A 15349-nucleotide genomic window follows, 5' to 3' on the forward strand; every position below is an offset into this window, starting at 1 on the left:
CGCAGGCCAATCAACTCTGGGTCCGCGATCTCATGTGGACCGAACAGTGTTACCGACCGCGCCAATTTCTTGCCAGGAATCAACGGCGCGGATGTTACACGCGGCGAATTCCCACGTACGCCACGAGTGCTTTCACCAACTCCTGTGCCAGCACGTCCATCTCTGGCGCATCGATCTCGTCCAACTGCAATTTCAGTTCCACGGTACACATCACCATCGACAAGCCCGATTCCACGGCCAGATCCGGGTCGGGATGGCTAACTTCATCGCGCCGTGTTGCGACCAATTCTTTCAGCCGCCGCGCCGCGTGATCGCGTGCTTGCCGCCACACCTTGCGAAAGCGCTCGTCCGAGCACGCCTTGGCCGCAAACGCCCGCAGCAATCCCTGCCGCTGGCGATGCAGATCTACAAGAAACGGAAGCGCCGCATCGAGCACGGCCGCCAAGGATTCGTTCTGCCACCGGCCCGGATCGAACATCGTGTCGGTCAACTCGGCCTGCTCCTGCCGAAATCGTTCGTACAGGCAGCCCAACAGTGCGTCTTTATCGGGAAAGCGCGCGTAAAACGCTCCCACGCTCGACTTGCTAGCGCGGACGATGTCGTGGATCGAGATATCTTCGAAACGCCGCTTGGCCAGCAGCCCCTCGGTGGCGTCCAGGATTCGCGCGTGGGTCTCCTCACTGCGCGCCTGCGCCCGGGGATGAGCCCACTTCACCTTGGTGGCAACGGCCGGCATCAGAGTTTTCCGAAACGGACATTGTGTCAAAAGCGGCGCGGAAAAAGCGAATCGCGCATGCTGGACAAATCAGAAACAGAATCTGATTCTAATTTGGCTGAGACGACTCGTCAATTCGAGAAACCGTCCGGCAAACGCCTGGAGGTGCTAAGCGATGGCTTCCCTACCAAAGCTCGCGTCTGCGCTTTGTCGCTGCCCCCCCTTTTCGTTACGCTACTACCTCGGGCAGGCCCTGCTTAAGCGCGGGGCAATCCGATGAGGCTGCGGCAGCTCGCGACCAGGACTTGAGAAAATCAGATCGCAGTAAACCCAAAATACGCCAATACTTTTGAAAACGATTGCCGACCTGGACGTTTTTTGTGCCAGCGTCGGCATGCTGATTGCCTTTAGTTCGCGCAGCGCACAAGATGTGACGCTCGCTTTGCCACGGATGGCGAACGCTTTCCCTGTTTCGCTGGCAGTTCGTAGCCCTCATAGGGGGGGCTGAGCGCGGCGACTGTCTATCAGAAGGAACGAATCCGTGGGTACACACGTCCTTAGTGGTGGCGTCTCGACGAATGGAAAAAGTTTATCAACCGCGGCCGCGGTTCCCCGCCATTCGGCGAGCGGCTCGGCCCGCACTGCCGCGATCTCGGCGGTGACGAACTGGCGTCCCATTGGGCCGCCGTTGAATTTCAACGAAACTCCCGCCTCGGAGCTTTTCTCGGCGAACGTCTTCAGTCGCAAGGTAATGAAGGAACGCCTGCCGAAGCCGATTTACAAAGCGTTAATCAAGACGATCGAGACCGGCTCGAAGCTTGATCCCTCGGTGGCCGACGTCGTGGCTGCGGCCATGAAAGATTGGGCCATCGCCAAGGGGGCGACGCATTACGCTCACGTCTTCTATCCGCTCACCGGTCTTACGGCCGAAAAGCACGACAGCTTCCTGTCGCCGGACGGCGATGGCGGGGCCGTGGCTGAGTTTAGCGGCAAGGCCTTGATTCAGGGCGAGCCGGACGGTTCCAGCTTCCCCAGCGGTGGCATCCGCGCCACGTTCGAAGCCCGTGGTTACACGATCTGGGACGTTACCAGCCCGGCCTACATTCTGGAGAATCCCAACGGCACGACGCTGTGCATTCCCACGGCGTTCGTCTCTTGGACCGGCGAAGCCCTGGACAAGAAGACCCCGGTGCTACGTTCGATGCAGGCGCTGAATAAACAGGCGCACCGCATCCTGAAGCTGTTTGGCCACGACGATGGTGCCTTTGTCGCCTCGACCGCTGGCCCCGAACAAGAATACTTCCTGGTCGATCGCCACTTCTATTTCGCGCGGCCCGACCTGTTCACGGCCGGACGCACTTTGTTCGGCGCCAAGCCGCCGAAGGGTCAGGAGTTCGAAGATCATTACTTTGGTGCGATCCCCGAACGCGTCCTGGCCTTCATGATCGACGCCGAGCGCGAGTTGTACAAACTCGGCGTGCCGGTCAAGACGCGGCATAACGAAGTCGCCCCTGGCCAGTACGAGATTGCCCCGATTTTCGAATCGGCCAACATCGCCACTGACCATCAGCAGTTGGTCATGATCACGCTCAAGCGGGTCGCCGAGAAATACGGCATGGCTTGTTTGACGCATGAAAAGCCCTTCGCCGGCGTCAACGGCTCGGGCAAGCACGTCAACTGGTCGCTCGGCAGCGCGTCGCAGGGCAACCTGCTCGACCCGGGCGATACTCCCCATACGAACGCACAATTCCTGGTCTTCTGCGGCGCAGTCATTCGTGCCGTCCACAAGTATCAGGGCTTGTTGCGTGCCGTAGTGGCCTCGGCCGGAAACGATCATCGCCTGGGTGCCAACGAGGCTCCGCCGGCGATCATCTCGATCTTCCTCGGCGATCAATTGACCGACATCTTCCAGCAGATCAAGGCGGGCGGCGCCAATTCGTCGCTCTCGAAGGGCAACCTGACCGTCGGTGTCGACGTTCTACCCCCCTTGCCCATGGACGCTGGCGATCGCAATCGTACCAGCCCGTTTGCCTTCACGGGCAACCGCTTCGAGTTCCGAGCGGTGGGTGCGAACCAGTCGATCGCTGGTCCGCTGGTAGCGATGAATACCATCATTTGCGAGTCGATCGATTGGTGCGCGACGAAGCTCGAGCAGTTGACTGCTGGCAAGCCCGAGGCGTTGCACGGTGCCGTGCAAAAGCTGCTGACCGAGATCATCAACGAAGCCGAATCGATCATCTTCAACGGCGACGGTTACTCGGCCGCCTGGCATCAAGAAGCCGCCAAGCGTGGCTTGTTGAACCTGAAGAGCTCGATCGATGCTTTGCCGATGCTCGCCGATCCGGCGATTAAGGCCCTGTTTTCCAAGTACGGCGTCCTTTCCGAGCGTGAATTGCAAAGCCGGCTCGACATCTACCTCGAGCAATACTGCAAGACCGTCAAGGTCGAAGCGGCTTTGACGCTGGAGATGGCCCGCACGTTGATCTTCCCGGCTGTGATTCGCTATCAGAACGAGTTGGCCTCGACCTGTGCGAACTTGAAGCAACTCGGTTACCAGTTCGATACCGACACGCTCGACAAGATCACCGACCTGGTGAAGAGCTTGCAGGACAGCCTGGTTGTGCTGGAAAAAGCACTCGACCATCATGGTGCGGATAGCCTCGAAAGTGAAGCCACGCACTTCTGCGAAGAAGTGTTGCCCGCCATGCTCGAGGTGCGTAAGTACGCCGACGAGATGGAAGGCTGGGTGGCCGACGACCTGTGGCCGCTGCCGACCTACCAGGAGATGTTGTTCATCAAGTAAAGCTAAAACGGCTCGTTGATTCCTCGCCGCAGGCCGTACGATTAGGGCAGACTTGAATCGTGCGAGTCCTGCCGGTGTGGGATCGAGGGCAAGCGTATAGTGGTCGTCTTTAGCCTCAGACCGACTCCGTCGCGCGTCGTCAGCGACTGCGCCGCGCGACGGAGCGGTCTTTTTCATGCGCCGATGAATGCGTCGGCGCTGCTGACAGTGCCGGCGGGAACGATTTAGCCACCGAGACCACCGAGGTTCGCAGGATGTACGCCTCTACCGGCATGTGGCAGTGAATCGGCAAACTTGACACTCGACTTCTCGAATCCGCTCCGATATGCGGATGACCGAGGCCTTCTCAACTCTCTGTGGCCTCGGTGCCCTCTGTGGCAAGCTCCGTTCTTAAGAACCCGCCACGATCGACCACCACCACGCGTATGTCGCAGACGTTGGTGTGGGTTGACCCGGTTTTGATCAGGGCCTTGAGCGGTTCGAAGAAGTGATAGGCGTCATTCCGCGCGAGATAATCGGCGATCGCCAGCCCGCGTCGCGCGGCTTCGTCGAGAATCGCGCGGTCGACGATCGCGCCGGCAGCGTCGGTCGGCCCGTCCTCGCCGTCGGTTCCGCCGGACACAAGTGCAAAGCGCTCGCCCCCCTCGCGCGCGAAAACTTCGGCCGCCGCCAGTACAAGCTGCTGGTTGCGCCCCCCTGCCCCGCGCGCCGCCGCCGGGACCAATTGCACGACGGGCTCACCGCCGCTCACTAGGCAGTCAACTTCCGACGAAGGGCGCTGGATATCGACGGTCATCGCGGCCAACCGTCGTCCAACGTCTTCGGCAAAACCTTCGTGCGTTTCGGTCGGCAATACGCGCGTCCGATACCCCAGACGTTGCGCCTCGCGCGCCGCGGCATCGACGGCCGTGGCATTGTTGCCGATGATCAGGTTCGTGGTCGGGCAACCGTCGGGCTTTGGCCCTTGGGCGCGCCGCGATCGTAAGAAGTCGAACACCGCCGGCCCGATGCCGGCCTCGGCGGCGTGAAACTGCTCGAGCACCGCCAAGGCATCAGCCGGCGTCGCCGGATCGTCGATCGTCGGGCCCGAGGCGATGATATCGAGGGGATCCCCCAGCACGTCCGAGATGATCAGCGTCACCAGGTGTCCGGCATGGCAGGCACGACGCAGCCCGCCTCCCTTGATGGCACTCAGTTGCTTGCGGACAGTATTGAGCTGCCGAATGTCGGCCCCGGCCGCACTCAGATGCCGTGTGACCGCGAGCTTGTCGGCCAACGTGATTCCAGCGGCCGGCGCTGGCAGCAGTGCGCTGCCACCACCGGACACTAAGGCGATGCACAAATCGTCAGTCGTCGCCTCGCCGACCAAGCGCAAGATTTTCGCCGCGCCCACGGCCCCGGCTTCCGTCGGTTCGTTTTGGCCGGGCTCGCGGGCCGCGTGCAAATGAATGGCTGCGAGCTTGCGGACGCAGTCGGCCGGGACGTTTAGCCAGCCCGTGACTTGCTTTTCGCGCAATAGCTCTGGCCCGAGCGCAGCTTCCAACCCCTCGGCCATGCCGGCCCCGGCTTTACCGGCGCCCACAACAATGATTCGCCGAATGCGTGCCAGTTCAAAGGACTGGCTGCCGATGTGCAATCGCCCGTCGCTGACCTGCACGGCATCAAGAACCAGCCGCCGCGAATCGACGGCCTCGACCGAGGCTTGCCAGATGCGCAAAGCGTCATCGCGAAGATCGTGAGCAGGCTGCGACACGGGGCGGATCCGGCAAGTATCGGGCTGCGTAAACGGCCCCGATTATAGCCGTCCCGGACGCTTATTGCCGGTTGCCCAACACGGACTGCTCTTGCCGCTTGGCCAACTGATCGCGGGCCAGTCGCACGGCCGCTTGGAGCTGGGCGTCGTTCGAGGCGTCGTCCATCTGGGCCACCTGGCCGGCAATGTCGACCACCGGCTTAGCGACCTGCTGCACCTCGACGTCCGGCTTCACGCCGATGCCGCTATACGAGTGATTCAGCGGCGAATAGAACTTGGCGGTCGTCAGTCGCAACCCTGCGTTCGCCTGGTTCAGCGGGAAGATGCCCTGTACCGACCATTTTCCATAGCTCGTGTTGCCCACGATGATACCGCGATGGTGATCGCGAATCGCACCGGCCACGATCTCGCTGGCACTGGCGCTGTCGCCGTCGATCAGCACGACCAGCGGCATCCGCCAGGTCCCCTCGGCATGGGCCGTGTACTTGTAATCCTCTTGCGGGCCGCGGCCACGGGTCGAGACGATCACCCCCCCTTCGACGAACTTGTCGACCACTTCGACGCTGACCGCCAGCAGTCCGCCGGGGTTATTGCGAAGGTCGAGGATCAGGCTCTTCATGCCCAGCTTGTGGAGGCGCCACAATTCGGCGTCCAACTCGCGGACGGTCGTCTTCTGGAACTGGTGCAGGCGGACGTAGGCCACGCCTGTCGTCTCGTCGATGATCCGGCCGCCGTCGACGCTGGGGGCTTCGATCTGTTCGCGGCGAATCCGCACCTGCCGGCTCTTCGTGTCGGCCGCGACAAGCGTCACGTTGACGTACGTCCCTTCCTTGCCTTGCAGCAGGTTGGCTGCCTGATCGGTCGACAGGTCGCTGGTCGACTGGCCGTCGACCGCCACGATGCGATCACCGGCGTGAATGCCTGCTTTCTCGGCCGGGCTGCCCGCGATGACTTTCAAGATCAACAAGGCCCGCTCGCTAGCCTTTAGCTCAACGCCCAGGCCGACAAAGTTGCCTTCGATCTGCGAATAAACTTCGTTCAACTGATCGGCCGTCAGGAATGTCGAGTAGGCGTCCAGTCCGGTCGTGGCACCACAGGTGTACTCCAGGATCGTGACCGTGTTGTTCAGCCCTAGCCGTTCCTGTCCCAGACGCGCCAGATAGACCACCGCGTCGCGGGCATGGTGACGGGTATTGATCTGCCAACTGGCGACGCGATCGTTGACCTCGCGACGGAAGCGGTCGATCTGAGCTGCCGGCACCTTGTGCAGGTTGTGCTCGATGAACACCGGATCGGTCAAAGCCGCCTGGTAAACCCGCGTGCTATCGTCGACCAATTCTTTCCAATCGGGCGTCTCGACGTAGTGCGATTGAATCTTCAACAGCACCTCGCCGTACAGGTCGAGCGCCTCGCGCTCAGTCACTGTCGACAGAGCACGCTTATAACTGGGGTCGCTGTAGCGACGGCCGATTTCGTAGTGAGCACGCGTGGCAGCCAAATGCTGCTCGATCGCCGGGTCGTGCGGGAACTTCTTCAGAGCGTCTTCATAGAAGGTCAGGGCCTCGCCCCAACGACGCTCGCTCTCCAAAGACTGGCCACGTTCCAACAACCGGCCCGAATCGCCTACATTCAAATCACCCGCCGGCGCCTGAGCGGCCGGAGTGACGAAGCCGATCTCGGCCTGCGCCGCCAAAGGCAGCAGCAAGGCGGAGGTACAGAAGGCGAAAACGAAGAGCGGGACAAAAACCCTACGGTTCATAGTGGCGCGAGCCCTACGTTGCATGGTCAGGTCCTGATGTGTCGGCCGCTCAGCGGAGGTTCGCCGGGAGAGGATCCCGGTGGACGAAGCAGTCGAAGAGCTTCGAAGGCGGGTTGACACGGGGGCGCGGGTAATAGCCAAGCTGCGGATTGTAACGGTGCAGGCCTAAGCCCGGGTCCCGCAGCCAAATGCAATATAGGTCACGATCCCTAGACGGTCAAAAAACTTTTCGCCGCGCTGCTGCGTCCCTTCGTTACAGTCTGCAGATTCGCGCGGCGGTCGATCCTTTCGCATCAAAGATGGTCAACGTACGCAGTCTCGCAAATGCGCCGATTGAAGCTGCCAGACACGTAAGTCCCGAACGCGCATGATGTACGATGTGCTGTCGCAAAAGCGGCGCAGACGACACGGGCGATACAGGCCGAAATGTCCGGGAAAAACGGCAGCCAGCGCCCCTTGACCCAAAAGGCGGCGCGTCTACGGCAGTCGCCAGGCCGCGCCATCACAAGGTGAAGATTTGTTAAGCTATCAGCACCGTCGAGCGGCTTCCTCAGCGCGGGTAATCGCTCGACGCCGTGTGTATAAACACAGTCAGCGAAAATAACGCTCGGCGCATGACCGCACGACGGTCGTCACCTCGCGATCGGGAACGAACCAGGGTGAAACGAGATGCAACAGGCAGACTCGATACGCCGCCTGTTTTGCGTGGGTCTATTCGTCGCAGCAGGCTCGCTAGTATTGGCGACTATCGTGGGCACCTGGTACATGGGTTCAATCCTTAGCACGTTACCGCTGCCTCGGCCCAGGATCGAAGCGCTACATCGCGCATTGCTGATCGGCGCCGCTTCGCTCCTGTTCATCCCCCTGGCGTTGGTCGTCGCGGGAATTCGCATCCGCCGCCGAAAGCAAATTGCCTCGGCCGGGCACCGATCGATCGCGCGATTCGGCCTGCTTGGCCTGATGGTTACGACGGCAATCGCAGCGGTCGCGATCCGCTTTCCGATGGCGACCTTCTTGATGACAGTCGTATTGCCTGTCGTACTTTTGGTCGTCGGCGGTTGCGTGGCCGCGCTGCTTTATCCGATCGCCGCGGCCGTCGATTGGTTGCGCCGCCCTCGGCCAGTCAATCCCGACTAAATCGTTAGCGTCGTCGGACTACTTAGCCGGCACCTTGACGATCCGCCCTGTCCGCACCGACGCCGTTTCGGCCTGGCAGATCGCCAGCGCGTCGCGTGCAAGCGCGCCAGACAAGAGCGGCGACGGACGATTCTCACTCGCCGCGCGCACCGCTTCGCGCAACTCGAGCGCGAACGCATCGACCGCTTTCAACTTCGGACGCTTCACACGCCCGTCGCTGGTCAACAGCGCCAGCGGCGTTGAAGTCGCACCGACGCCACCGAACACGGCCGCATCGAACAGCAGCGTCGCCCGTTCCAGATAAATTTCGTAAGCGTGCGTAAAGCTGCGCCCTTGTTGGTTGATGACGCCGCTCGTTGCCGCTACGGCCAAGCGCTTGCCGGGATAGAGAAACTGAGTGTCGATGAACTCGACCGTTTCACCGCGCATCCGACCGGTGCTGAACACCGCCGACGGCATGCCACACACCAGGCGAATGAAATGCGCGTCGTGAATGTGCAAGTCGACGACCGGCCCGCCGACCTTCTGAGGATCATAAAAATCCTTGATCCACAACGGGTCCGCGATCACGCGTTTAAAATATCCGCCCAGCAGCTTGCCGAACTTGCCGCTGGTGATCGCCTCGTAAGCGAAGGCGTACTCCGGCATGAAGGGCAAAACATGTCCGATCAACAATTGCCGCCGCGCTTTCTCCGCCGCGCGCACCATCTTCGCGGCATCCGGCGCCGAGAGCGCGATCGGCTTCTCGCACAGCACGTGCTTGCCCGCGGCGAGCGCCGCGAGCGCCACTTCGGCGTGCATTGCCGGCGGCAGGCAGATGTCGACCAGGTCGATCGCCGGATCGTCGATCAATTGTCGCCAGTCGAGATATCCGGCCACGCCGCGCAAATCCATTTGCGTACCGGGCGGACCAAAATTCCCCTGGATGCCGCGCCAATCTCCGGCCAGCTTGCGCCGCTCGCGCGACACCACGGCCGACACCCGCGCACCGCGCACCTGCTTGTAGGCCAGGTAATGGATCATCCCCATGAAACCGATGCCGACGATGCCGACGTTCAACATGCCAAAACTCTCTCAGGGGTAAATCAAGGATGCCGCATCCGCCTGGGGATCGCTGGTTATAGCATGCCGTCAGCGACGGCTCATCCCACCCCGCCGAGAGAAGCCCCCGGATCGTGATTTCCGGCCGTGGCCATGGCATGATTGAGCCCGGGTTATGCCGGTTCGTGGTATAAATACCTCGAGCACGATCCGGCAGGCATGGATGCTTTGACAACTGTCAATTGGCTTGGTGGACGTGATGGACGTGTATCCGCGAATCCCACCCGCTCCCGTGCCACGCCGGGGGTTCTCGCTGCGCACCCTGTTTGTGGCTATGGCCGTTGCGGCACTCCTCGTCTCCCTCATGAAAGCCGGCGCATTTTTCGTCATCGCCGGAGTGCTTAGCACGATTCTGCTGCTTATTGGCGTGGCCGTGGCCGTCTCGCGATTTTCGGCCGTGACTGCCGGGGCATTTTGTGCGATCAACATCGTGGTGGTTCTACTTCTCGGCGTCGCCCTCTCTGAAGGGCGTTACACCTTTCGATCGCGGCTCTCACGTCTTTTGGGCGAGCAGTTAGGCGATAAGGAAAACGTTGACATCATCATGCTCTGGATTTGCGCGCTGGGCATGAGCGTTATCTTGGGAAGCGCGCTAGGCTGGGCGCTCGCGAAATCGCAAGAACGAACCTGACCGATAGGGGGCGTCGCGAATTCTCGCACCTCAATCATGCGCGAGTGATCGCCTCGAAGCGGCCCGCTGCATCGGCCCAGGCGCCCCCTTCGCGCGGTTCGTATTGCTCGACCGGGAAGCTCTCGCGCACCACTTCGCGTGCCTCTTCGATCGAACCGACCGCGCCTGCCGCCACCGCCTGGGCCATGACGTTGCCAATCGCCGTCGCCTCGACCGGGCCGGCCACCACGGGGCGCTGGCAAGCGTCGGCCGTGGCCTGGCACAATTGCCGGTTCTGCGTCCCACCGCCGACAACATGAATCGTCTTCACCTGCCCGCCGGTCAATTCTTCGAGCGAAACCAGCACCTGCCGATAACGCAGTGCAAGGCTCTCGATCGTCGTACGAATCACGGCCCCTTCGTCCTGCGGTACGCTTTGGCCCGTACGTTTGCAAAGCTCGCGAATCGCGGCCGGCATATCACGCGGGGCCATCAGCGTCGCGTCGTCAGGATTTACCAGTGATGCCAGTTGCGGTGCCGCGGCGGCCATACCAGTGAGGTCATCCCAACTGAACGTCTTGCCCGCCAGCTTCCAGATCCGCCGACATTCCTGGACGAGCCACAATCCGACAATATTCTTCAACAGTCGCGTGCGATGCCCGACGCCCCCTTCGTTGGTGAACGACAGTTGCATGCACTTTTCCGTCACGACGGGATTCGGTAGTTCCGCTCCCATCAACGACCACGTGCCCGAGCTGATGTAGCACCAGTCCGGTTTGTCGCACGGCGTGCCGCGCGCTGGCACCGCCATCACGGCACTGGCCGTATCGTGGGTGCCAGGCAACACCACCGATGCATTGGCCAGCCCCGTGTCCGCGGCCACCTGCGGTCGCAGCTTGCCCAGGTTCGTACCGGGGTCGGCGATCTCGCCCAGAAAATGCGATGGCACGCCTAGTTGCCCCAGCAGTCCGGTCGCCCAGCGGCGCTTCACGGGGTTATAGAATTGCGTGGTCGTGGCGTTGGTATATTCGTTGGCCTTTACGCCTGTTAGCAGCCAATGAAACAAGTCCGGCATCATCAAGAACGATTCGGCCATCTCCAACAGCGGTGAATTCTGCTCACTAAGCGCCAGCAGTTGGTACAGCGTGTTGATCTCGAGAAATTGGGCACCGGTCTTGGCGAAGATTTCTTCGCGCGGCACATGCGCGAGCGCGCGCTTCAACATTCCGTCCGCGCGCGGATCGCGATACGAATGCGGATTCTCTAGCAGCACGTCGCCGCGCCCCAGCAGCGCGAAATCCACTCCCCACGTATCGACGCCAACACTTTTAACCCGATCGCCGTACTTCGCCCCCGCCGCGCGCAGGCCGTGCGTGATCTGACCCCACAATCCGAGCACGTCCCAATACAACCCTCCGGCGGCGGCGATGGCGCCGTTTTCAAAGCGGTGAACCTCTTCCAGGCGCAACCGCCGACCGTCCAACAATCCGGCCAGCACGCGGCCCCCCGAGGCCCCCATATCAACCGCCAGATAGACTTCTTCCGCCATATCGATCAGCACCTATAGAAAATTGAACGTCCCACAGCATCGCCGGCCGCGCGCCCGATAGCCCCCCTGCCCTGCGATCGCTGGGAAATCGTTTCGCTGGGCCGTGACGCGATCGTGACGAGTTCGATTTTGGCCGTCAAGTTTTCCCGCGAATTCCGACGCTTAAACGCCTGGATATCGTGGTCGAAGACCACCCCCGGTCTGCCAGCTCCTCTCGGCTGGGCTGAAGTTTCCGATTATGCCGGTCGATTAAGTAGCAGAGGCGCCTATAGTTGACTTAGTTAGGCAACATTCCTATGATTGTCCACTTCCCTGAATTCCCGGCTGGCTTTTCGCTTTCTGGTCGGGCAACCGAGAATGGTCCCGCGGAAATGAACAGACCTGCAATGCCGGGAGTTTCCACGCCCATCGTTTCGGCCGCACCAACTTCGACTGGCGGTGCTAGCGCCGATGGCCGCCCTCCCCTCCCCTCGCCCGAGTTCCTCGAGCAGCTTAGCCAATACAGCCGGCAGCTCGAAGAGGCCTCTCCGCGCGAGATCATTGCCTGGGCTGTGGAGAAGTATTTTCCGAAGTTGACGATGGCCACGGCCTTCGGCCCCGAAGGATGTGTCATTATTCATTACTTGGCGGAAATCGAGCCGCGCACGCCGGTCTTCAATCTCGAAACTGGTTACCAGTTTCCCGAGACGTTGGCCCTGCGCGAGCGGATTCTCGAGCGCTACGGCATTGCCGTGGAATACAAAAGCGCGAGCACGACGATCCAAGAGTACGAAGCGCTGAACGGCGGCCCGTTGTACAAGGAAAATCCCGACAAGTGCTGCTTTGACCGCAAGGTGACCGTGCTGCGGCAGGCTGCCGTCGGCATGAACGCCTGGATGAGCGGGATTCGCCGCGACCAAAGCAGTGACCGTGCCGGCGCGCCGATCGTCGGCTGGGATAAAAAGTTCGGCCTCGTCAAAGTCAGCCCGCTCGCGAATTGGAACAAGAAAGACGTCTGGAAGCTGATCACCGAACAGAACGTTCCGTACAACCCGCTGCATGATCAAGGCTACACCAGCATCGGTTGCTGGCCCTGCACGCGGGCCGTGATGTTCGGCGAGGACGAACGTGCCGGCCGTTGGAGCGGGACGGCCAAAGTCGAATGCGGACTGCATACCTCGGATTGAAGCAAGCGCGCACCACCGGCTGACACCTGTGAAAGTCTCTGCGAAAACCGAATACGCCTGTATCGCCATGCTGGAGCTCGCCGCGAGCTACCCGACAGGCGAGCCGGTGCGCATTCGTAAGATCGCCGAAGAGCACGGCATCCCCTCTCGCTTCCTCGTGCAGATACTGTTGCAACTGAAAGGGGCCGGCCTGGTCATCAGCACTCGCGGTGCCTTGGGCGGATATCAACTCGCCAAGTCGCCTGAGCACATCACGCTGGCCGAGGTGATGAACGCCACCGAAGGTCCGGACGAGGAAGTCACCACGAGCGCCGCCCCCGGCTCAGTGGTGGGCAAGGTCCTCGAATCGGCCTGGCGCGAAGTCGCCACCGTGCAGCGCAAAATGCTGGAAACCATCACCTTCGACCAGCTCGTCGACCGCGCCCGCCATCAGGCGGAAAACATGTATTACATCTAGCGGGCGGTCCGTCGGCAGAAGGCGGTGAAGGATGGTGCAAACGTACCAGCCCGCATCGCCAGCGAGGGATCTTTTCTCGCCCATGCGTAGCGCACGCATTTCGTAGATTCTGTAGGGTGCGTCCGCGACGCACGGATTTGTCTTGTCGGCGCACCAACCGGCATCGAATACACTTCGATGCCAGTGCAGCTGCGCGAAGTGATGAGCGACGATTAGCAATCCCCGCTCATCACTCAGCCCTTTTCGCTTAGCATTTCTTACGCCGCAATCGCCAACTGATTCCAACCGCGATCGCACCAGCGCATATCAAGACCACACTCGATGGCTCCGGGACTTGCGACAGCACAAACGGCGAAAAGCTGTCCGCTTGCAACGTGATCGTATGGGCCACGGTATCGACCACTTCACCGGCCGGCACGGCCCACGCGCCGTTGACGAAATGCTCGATCCGCAACTCCGATTCAGGCGTGTTGCCAATTAACGTCGGATCGTAGTGGAAGACAACCGTGTTCGTACCCTGCAACGTGCCGGTGTATTGCACCTCCCACGCCTGCACCGTCGAACCGGCCAGGGCGAAATTGATCTGCCCCGCCGCGGCGGGGCCAATGGTTTGAGCGAGATTCGTCGCCGAAGTCGCGGTGTAGGTGCTCGTCAGATCGCCATTCGTAACGATCATGGCAGGACTAACTTGCATGCCACCGACGGTCGACAATCCACCCCCGCCCGCGAGCAAAGAATGAATCGTGTTCGTGCTGTAATCGAGCACGGCGTGCGGATCTACCAGCCAGTTACCACCCATGAAGTTCGTCGCGTAATATCCGCCAACGCCAAGAAAGTTGTTGGCGTATGTCACATTCGGATCGCTAGAATTCGGTGTAGTCCCAAAATCAAAGCTCAGGTTTCCATTCGTTACCACTTGAGCCAAAGGGACGGTCAGCACGCCATTGACAAACTGATCACTCACGGGCGATTCGGATAAATCGCCGACGAAAAGACCTGACGACGAATGACTACCGTAGATCACCCCGGTCATCGTCATTCCTGGGGTGCCGGGATCGCTTTGCGGATAAGCGATCCAATCTAAACCGGTTGATCCGACATTACTTGTCGGGCCTATCGTATAAACGCCGCTGCCATCCGCGGCTGGATTCGCGGTAATTACGCCTGTGTTGCCACTTGAGTCGTTGACCCCCCCGAGTTGACCGCTGTCGCTGACATACCACCAGCTCGATGCGTACAAGGCGTTGTCTCCCGCTGCGCTAAGATTCATAGGAGGCCCAGAAGCCGATCCGGGCGGAACGGGATTGTTGTAGGCGGCGTTATCAATGTACTGGGACTGGATCGTCTGCAAACTCTGATAATTAAATGGTGTCGTCTGCTGCGAATTCAGAACGTTGCCGACAAAATCGACCTCTTGCACGAGAAGAGGAGTGTCACCGCCACTTTTGGTGGCAAGTGCAGCCGACACGTCAGCCTGGGTAACTTCTACGCCGACGGTGTAAACCTTGGCTCCAGGAACTGTGGCGGCGTCGGTGTTCATGACAACCAGCTCGATCGCATGGGCCGTGGATTGCGAACTTGCCGCTAAAAGGAAGAGCGCCAAGGAAAAGATGCCTCGATAAAACATTGCTCTGCTCCCGAAACGAATGATGAAAACGAAATGAACGCATGAATCCTGCAACGCGAGGTCGAGAGAGCGAAACAAAAGAATGAAAGAAATGCTCTATCGCATCGCGAGTGTGAGAGGCGCGCCCGCGCAAGGACGACGCAGATACCCGCTTTTAGAGATGCCTTCGTTAGCTGTTCCGCAGCTGAGAGTTGGCTGTGTCGACGACAAAATGCGATAGGATCGCCGACTCGCTTGGTAAGGCTATCGTTTTTCGCATCAAGCGTCAAGAAAAATACATTAGTAGCTGGCAACTAGGAATCAGTAGGTAGTAACTAGTAGTCAGTAACTCTCGCGCTTGCCTCTTCGTTCCAACTACTAGCTACCAACTACCGACTACTAACTTCTCTTTTTTCCTCTAGAAATTAGGCCAGCGATTGTGGCATAGTCGTGCTTAGCCGATTTCGGCCTGAGGGCCGTTGGATTGTTAACGACGTTCGGCGGCAAAGTGGTCTAGTTCTTGCCCTGTCGCCCGTCCCGAGGACCTGGACTGCGCGATGCATCGATCTCGCGCGGTTTAAAGATCGCAGGACCCGCAAACCGATCCTTCCCTCACCGCGTGCAGGATGGAATCCGCCGAGTGCACGAAAGATTCAATCACTCGGCGCGATCGTTGCCACGCAGCGGCAGTAG

Annotated in this window: 11 protein-coding genes; 5 read left to right on the plus strand and 6 right to left on the minus strand. The window is 60.5% G+C overall.

The window, feature by feature from the left end; all coding sequences use genetic code 11:
• Positions 1-94: 94 nt before the first annotated feature.
• On the minus strand, positions 95-736 hold the full coding sequence (locus VGN12_04495) for a TetR/AcrR family transcriptional regulator (protein ID HEY4308694.1): 642 nt from the start codon (positions 734-736) through the stop codon (positions 95-97).
• Positions 737-1256: 520 nt separating this feature from the next.
• On the opposite strand from VGN12_04495, the gene VGN12_04500 reads away from it, so the two are divergent.
• Complete coding sequence (locus VGN12_04500) at positions 1257-3518, plus strand: glutamine synthetase III (GenBank protein HEY4308695.1); 2262 nt, start codon at positions 1257-1259, stop codon at positions 3516-3518.
• Positions 3519-3864: 346 nt separating this feature from the next.
• Here the strand turns inward: VGN12_04500 and VGN12_04505 are convergent, their stop codons facing one another.
• Positions 3865-5271: a DUF4147 domain-containing protein gene (locus VGN12_04505; protein ID HEY4308696.1), complete on the minus strand. Its 1407-nt coding sequence runs from the start codon at positions 5269-5271 to the stop codon at positions 3865-3867.
• 61 nt (positions 5272-5332) lie between these two features.
• Positions 5333-7030, minus strand: a complete 1698-nt coding sequence (locus VGN12_04510) for a S41 family peptidase (GenBank protein HEY4308697.1) — start codon at positions 7028-7030, stop codon at positions 5333-5335.
• A 738-nt stretch (positions 7031-7768) separates the two neighbouring features.
• Between VGN12_04510 and VGN12_04515 the strand changes: the two genes are divergently transcribed.
• Positions 7769-8167 (plus strand): hypothetical protein, encoded by a 399-nt coding sequence (locus VGN12_04515; GenBank protein HEY4308698.1) that lies wholly within the window; start codon positions 7769-7771, stop codon positions 8165-8167.
• 18 nt (positions 8168-8185) lie between these two features.
• On the opposite strand, the gene VGN12_04520 is transcribed toward VGN12_04515, so the two are convergent.
• A complete protein-coding gene (locus tag VGN12_04520; GenBank protein HEY4308699.1) occupies positions 8186-9229 on the minus strand; it encodes a Gfo/Idh/MocA family oxidoreductase in 1044 nt (347 codons plus the stop codon).
• A 343-nt stretch (positions 9230-9572) separates the two neighbouring features.
• On the opposite strand from VGN12_04520, the gene VGN12_04525 reads away from it, so the two are divergent.
• On the plus strand, positions 9573-9899 hold the full coding sequence (locus tag VGN12_04525) for a hypothetical protein (protein ID HEY4308700.1): 327 nt from the start codon (positions 9573-9575) through the stop codon (positions 9897-9899).
• 34 nt (positions 9900-9933) lie between these two features.
• On the opposite strand, the gene VGN12_04530 is transcribed toward VGN12_04525, so the two are convergent.
• Positions 9934-11427: a rhamnulokinase family protein gene (locus VGN12_04530; GenBank protein HEY4308701.1), complete on the minus strand. Its 1494-nt coding sequence runs from the start codon at positions 11425-11427 to the stop codon at positions 9934-9936.
• Positions 11428-11813: 386 nt separating this feature from the next.
• Between VGN12_04530 and VGN12_04535 the strand changes: the two genes are divergently transcribed.
• Together VGN12_04535 and VGN12_04540 are read left to right on the plus strand one after the other, a co-directional pair.
• Positions 11814-12593 (plus strand): phosphoadenylyl-sulfate reductase, encoded by a 780-nt coding sequence (locus VGN12_04535; protein ID HEY4308702.1) that lies wholly within the window; start codon positions 11814-11816, stop codon positions 12591-12593.
• A gap of 28 nt (positions 12594-12621) precedes the next feature.
• The gene (locus VGN12_04540; protein HEY4308703.1) at positions 12622-13050 is read left to right on the plus strand and encodes an Rrf2 family transcriptional regulator; all 429 of its coding nucleotides are present in this window, start codon (positions 12622-12624) and stop codon (positions 13048-13050) included.
• 247 nt (positions 13051-13297) lie between these two features.
• Here the strand turns inward: VGN12_04540 and VGN12_04545 are convergent, their stop codons facing one another.
• Positions 13298-14677 (minus strand): PEP-CTERM sorting domain-containing protein, encoded by a 1380-nt coding sequence (locus VGN12_04545; GenBank protein ID HEY4308704.1) that lies wholly within the window; start codon positions 14675-14677, stop codon positions 13298-13300.
• Between the last annotated feature and the right edge of the window lie 672 nt (positions 14678-15349).

It is taken from the genome of Pirellulales bacterium, from assembly GCA_036499395.1.
Classification (GTDB): domain Bacteria; phylum Planctomycetota; class Planctomycetia; order Pirellulales; family JACPPG01; genus JACPPG01.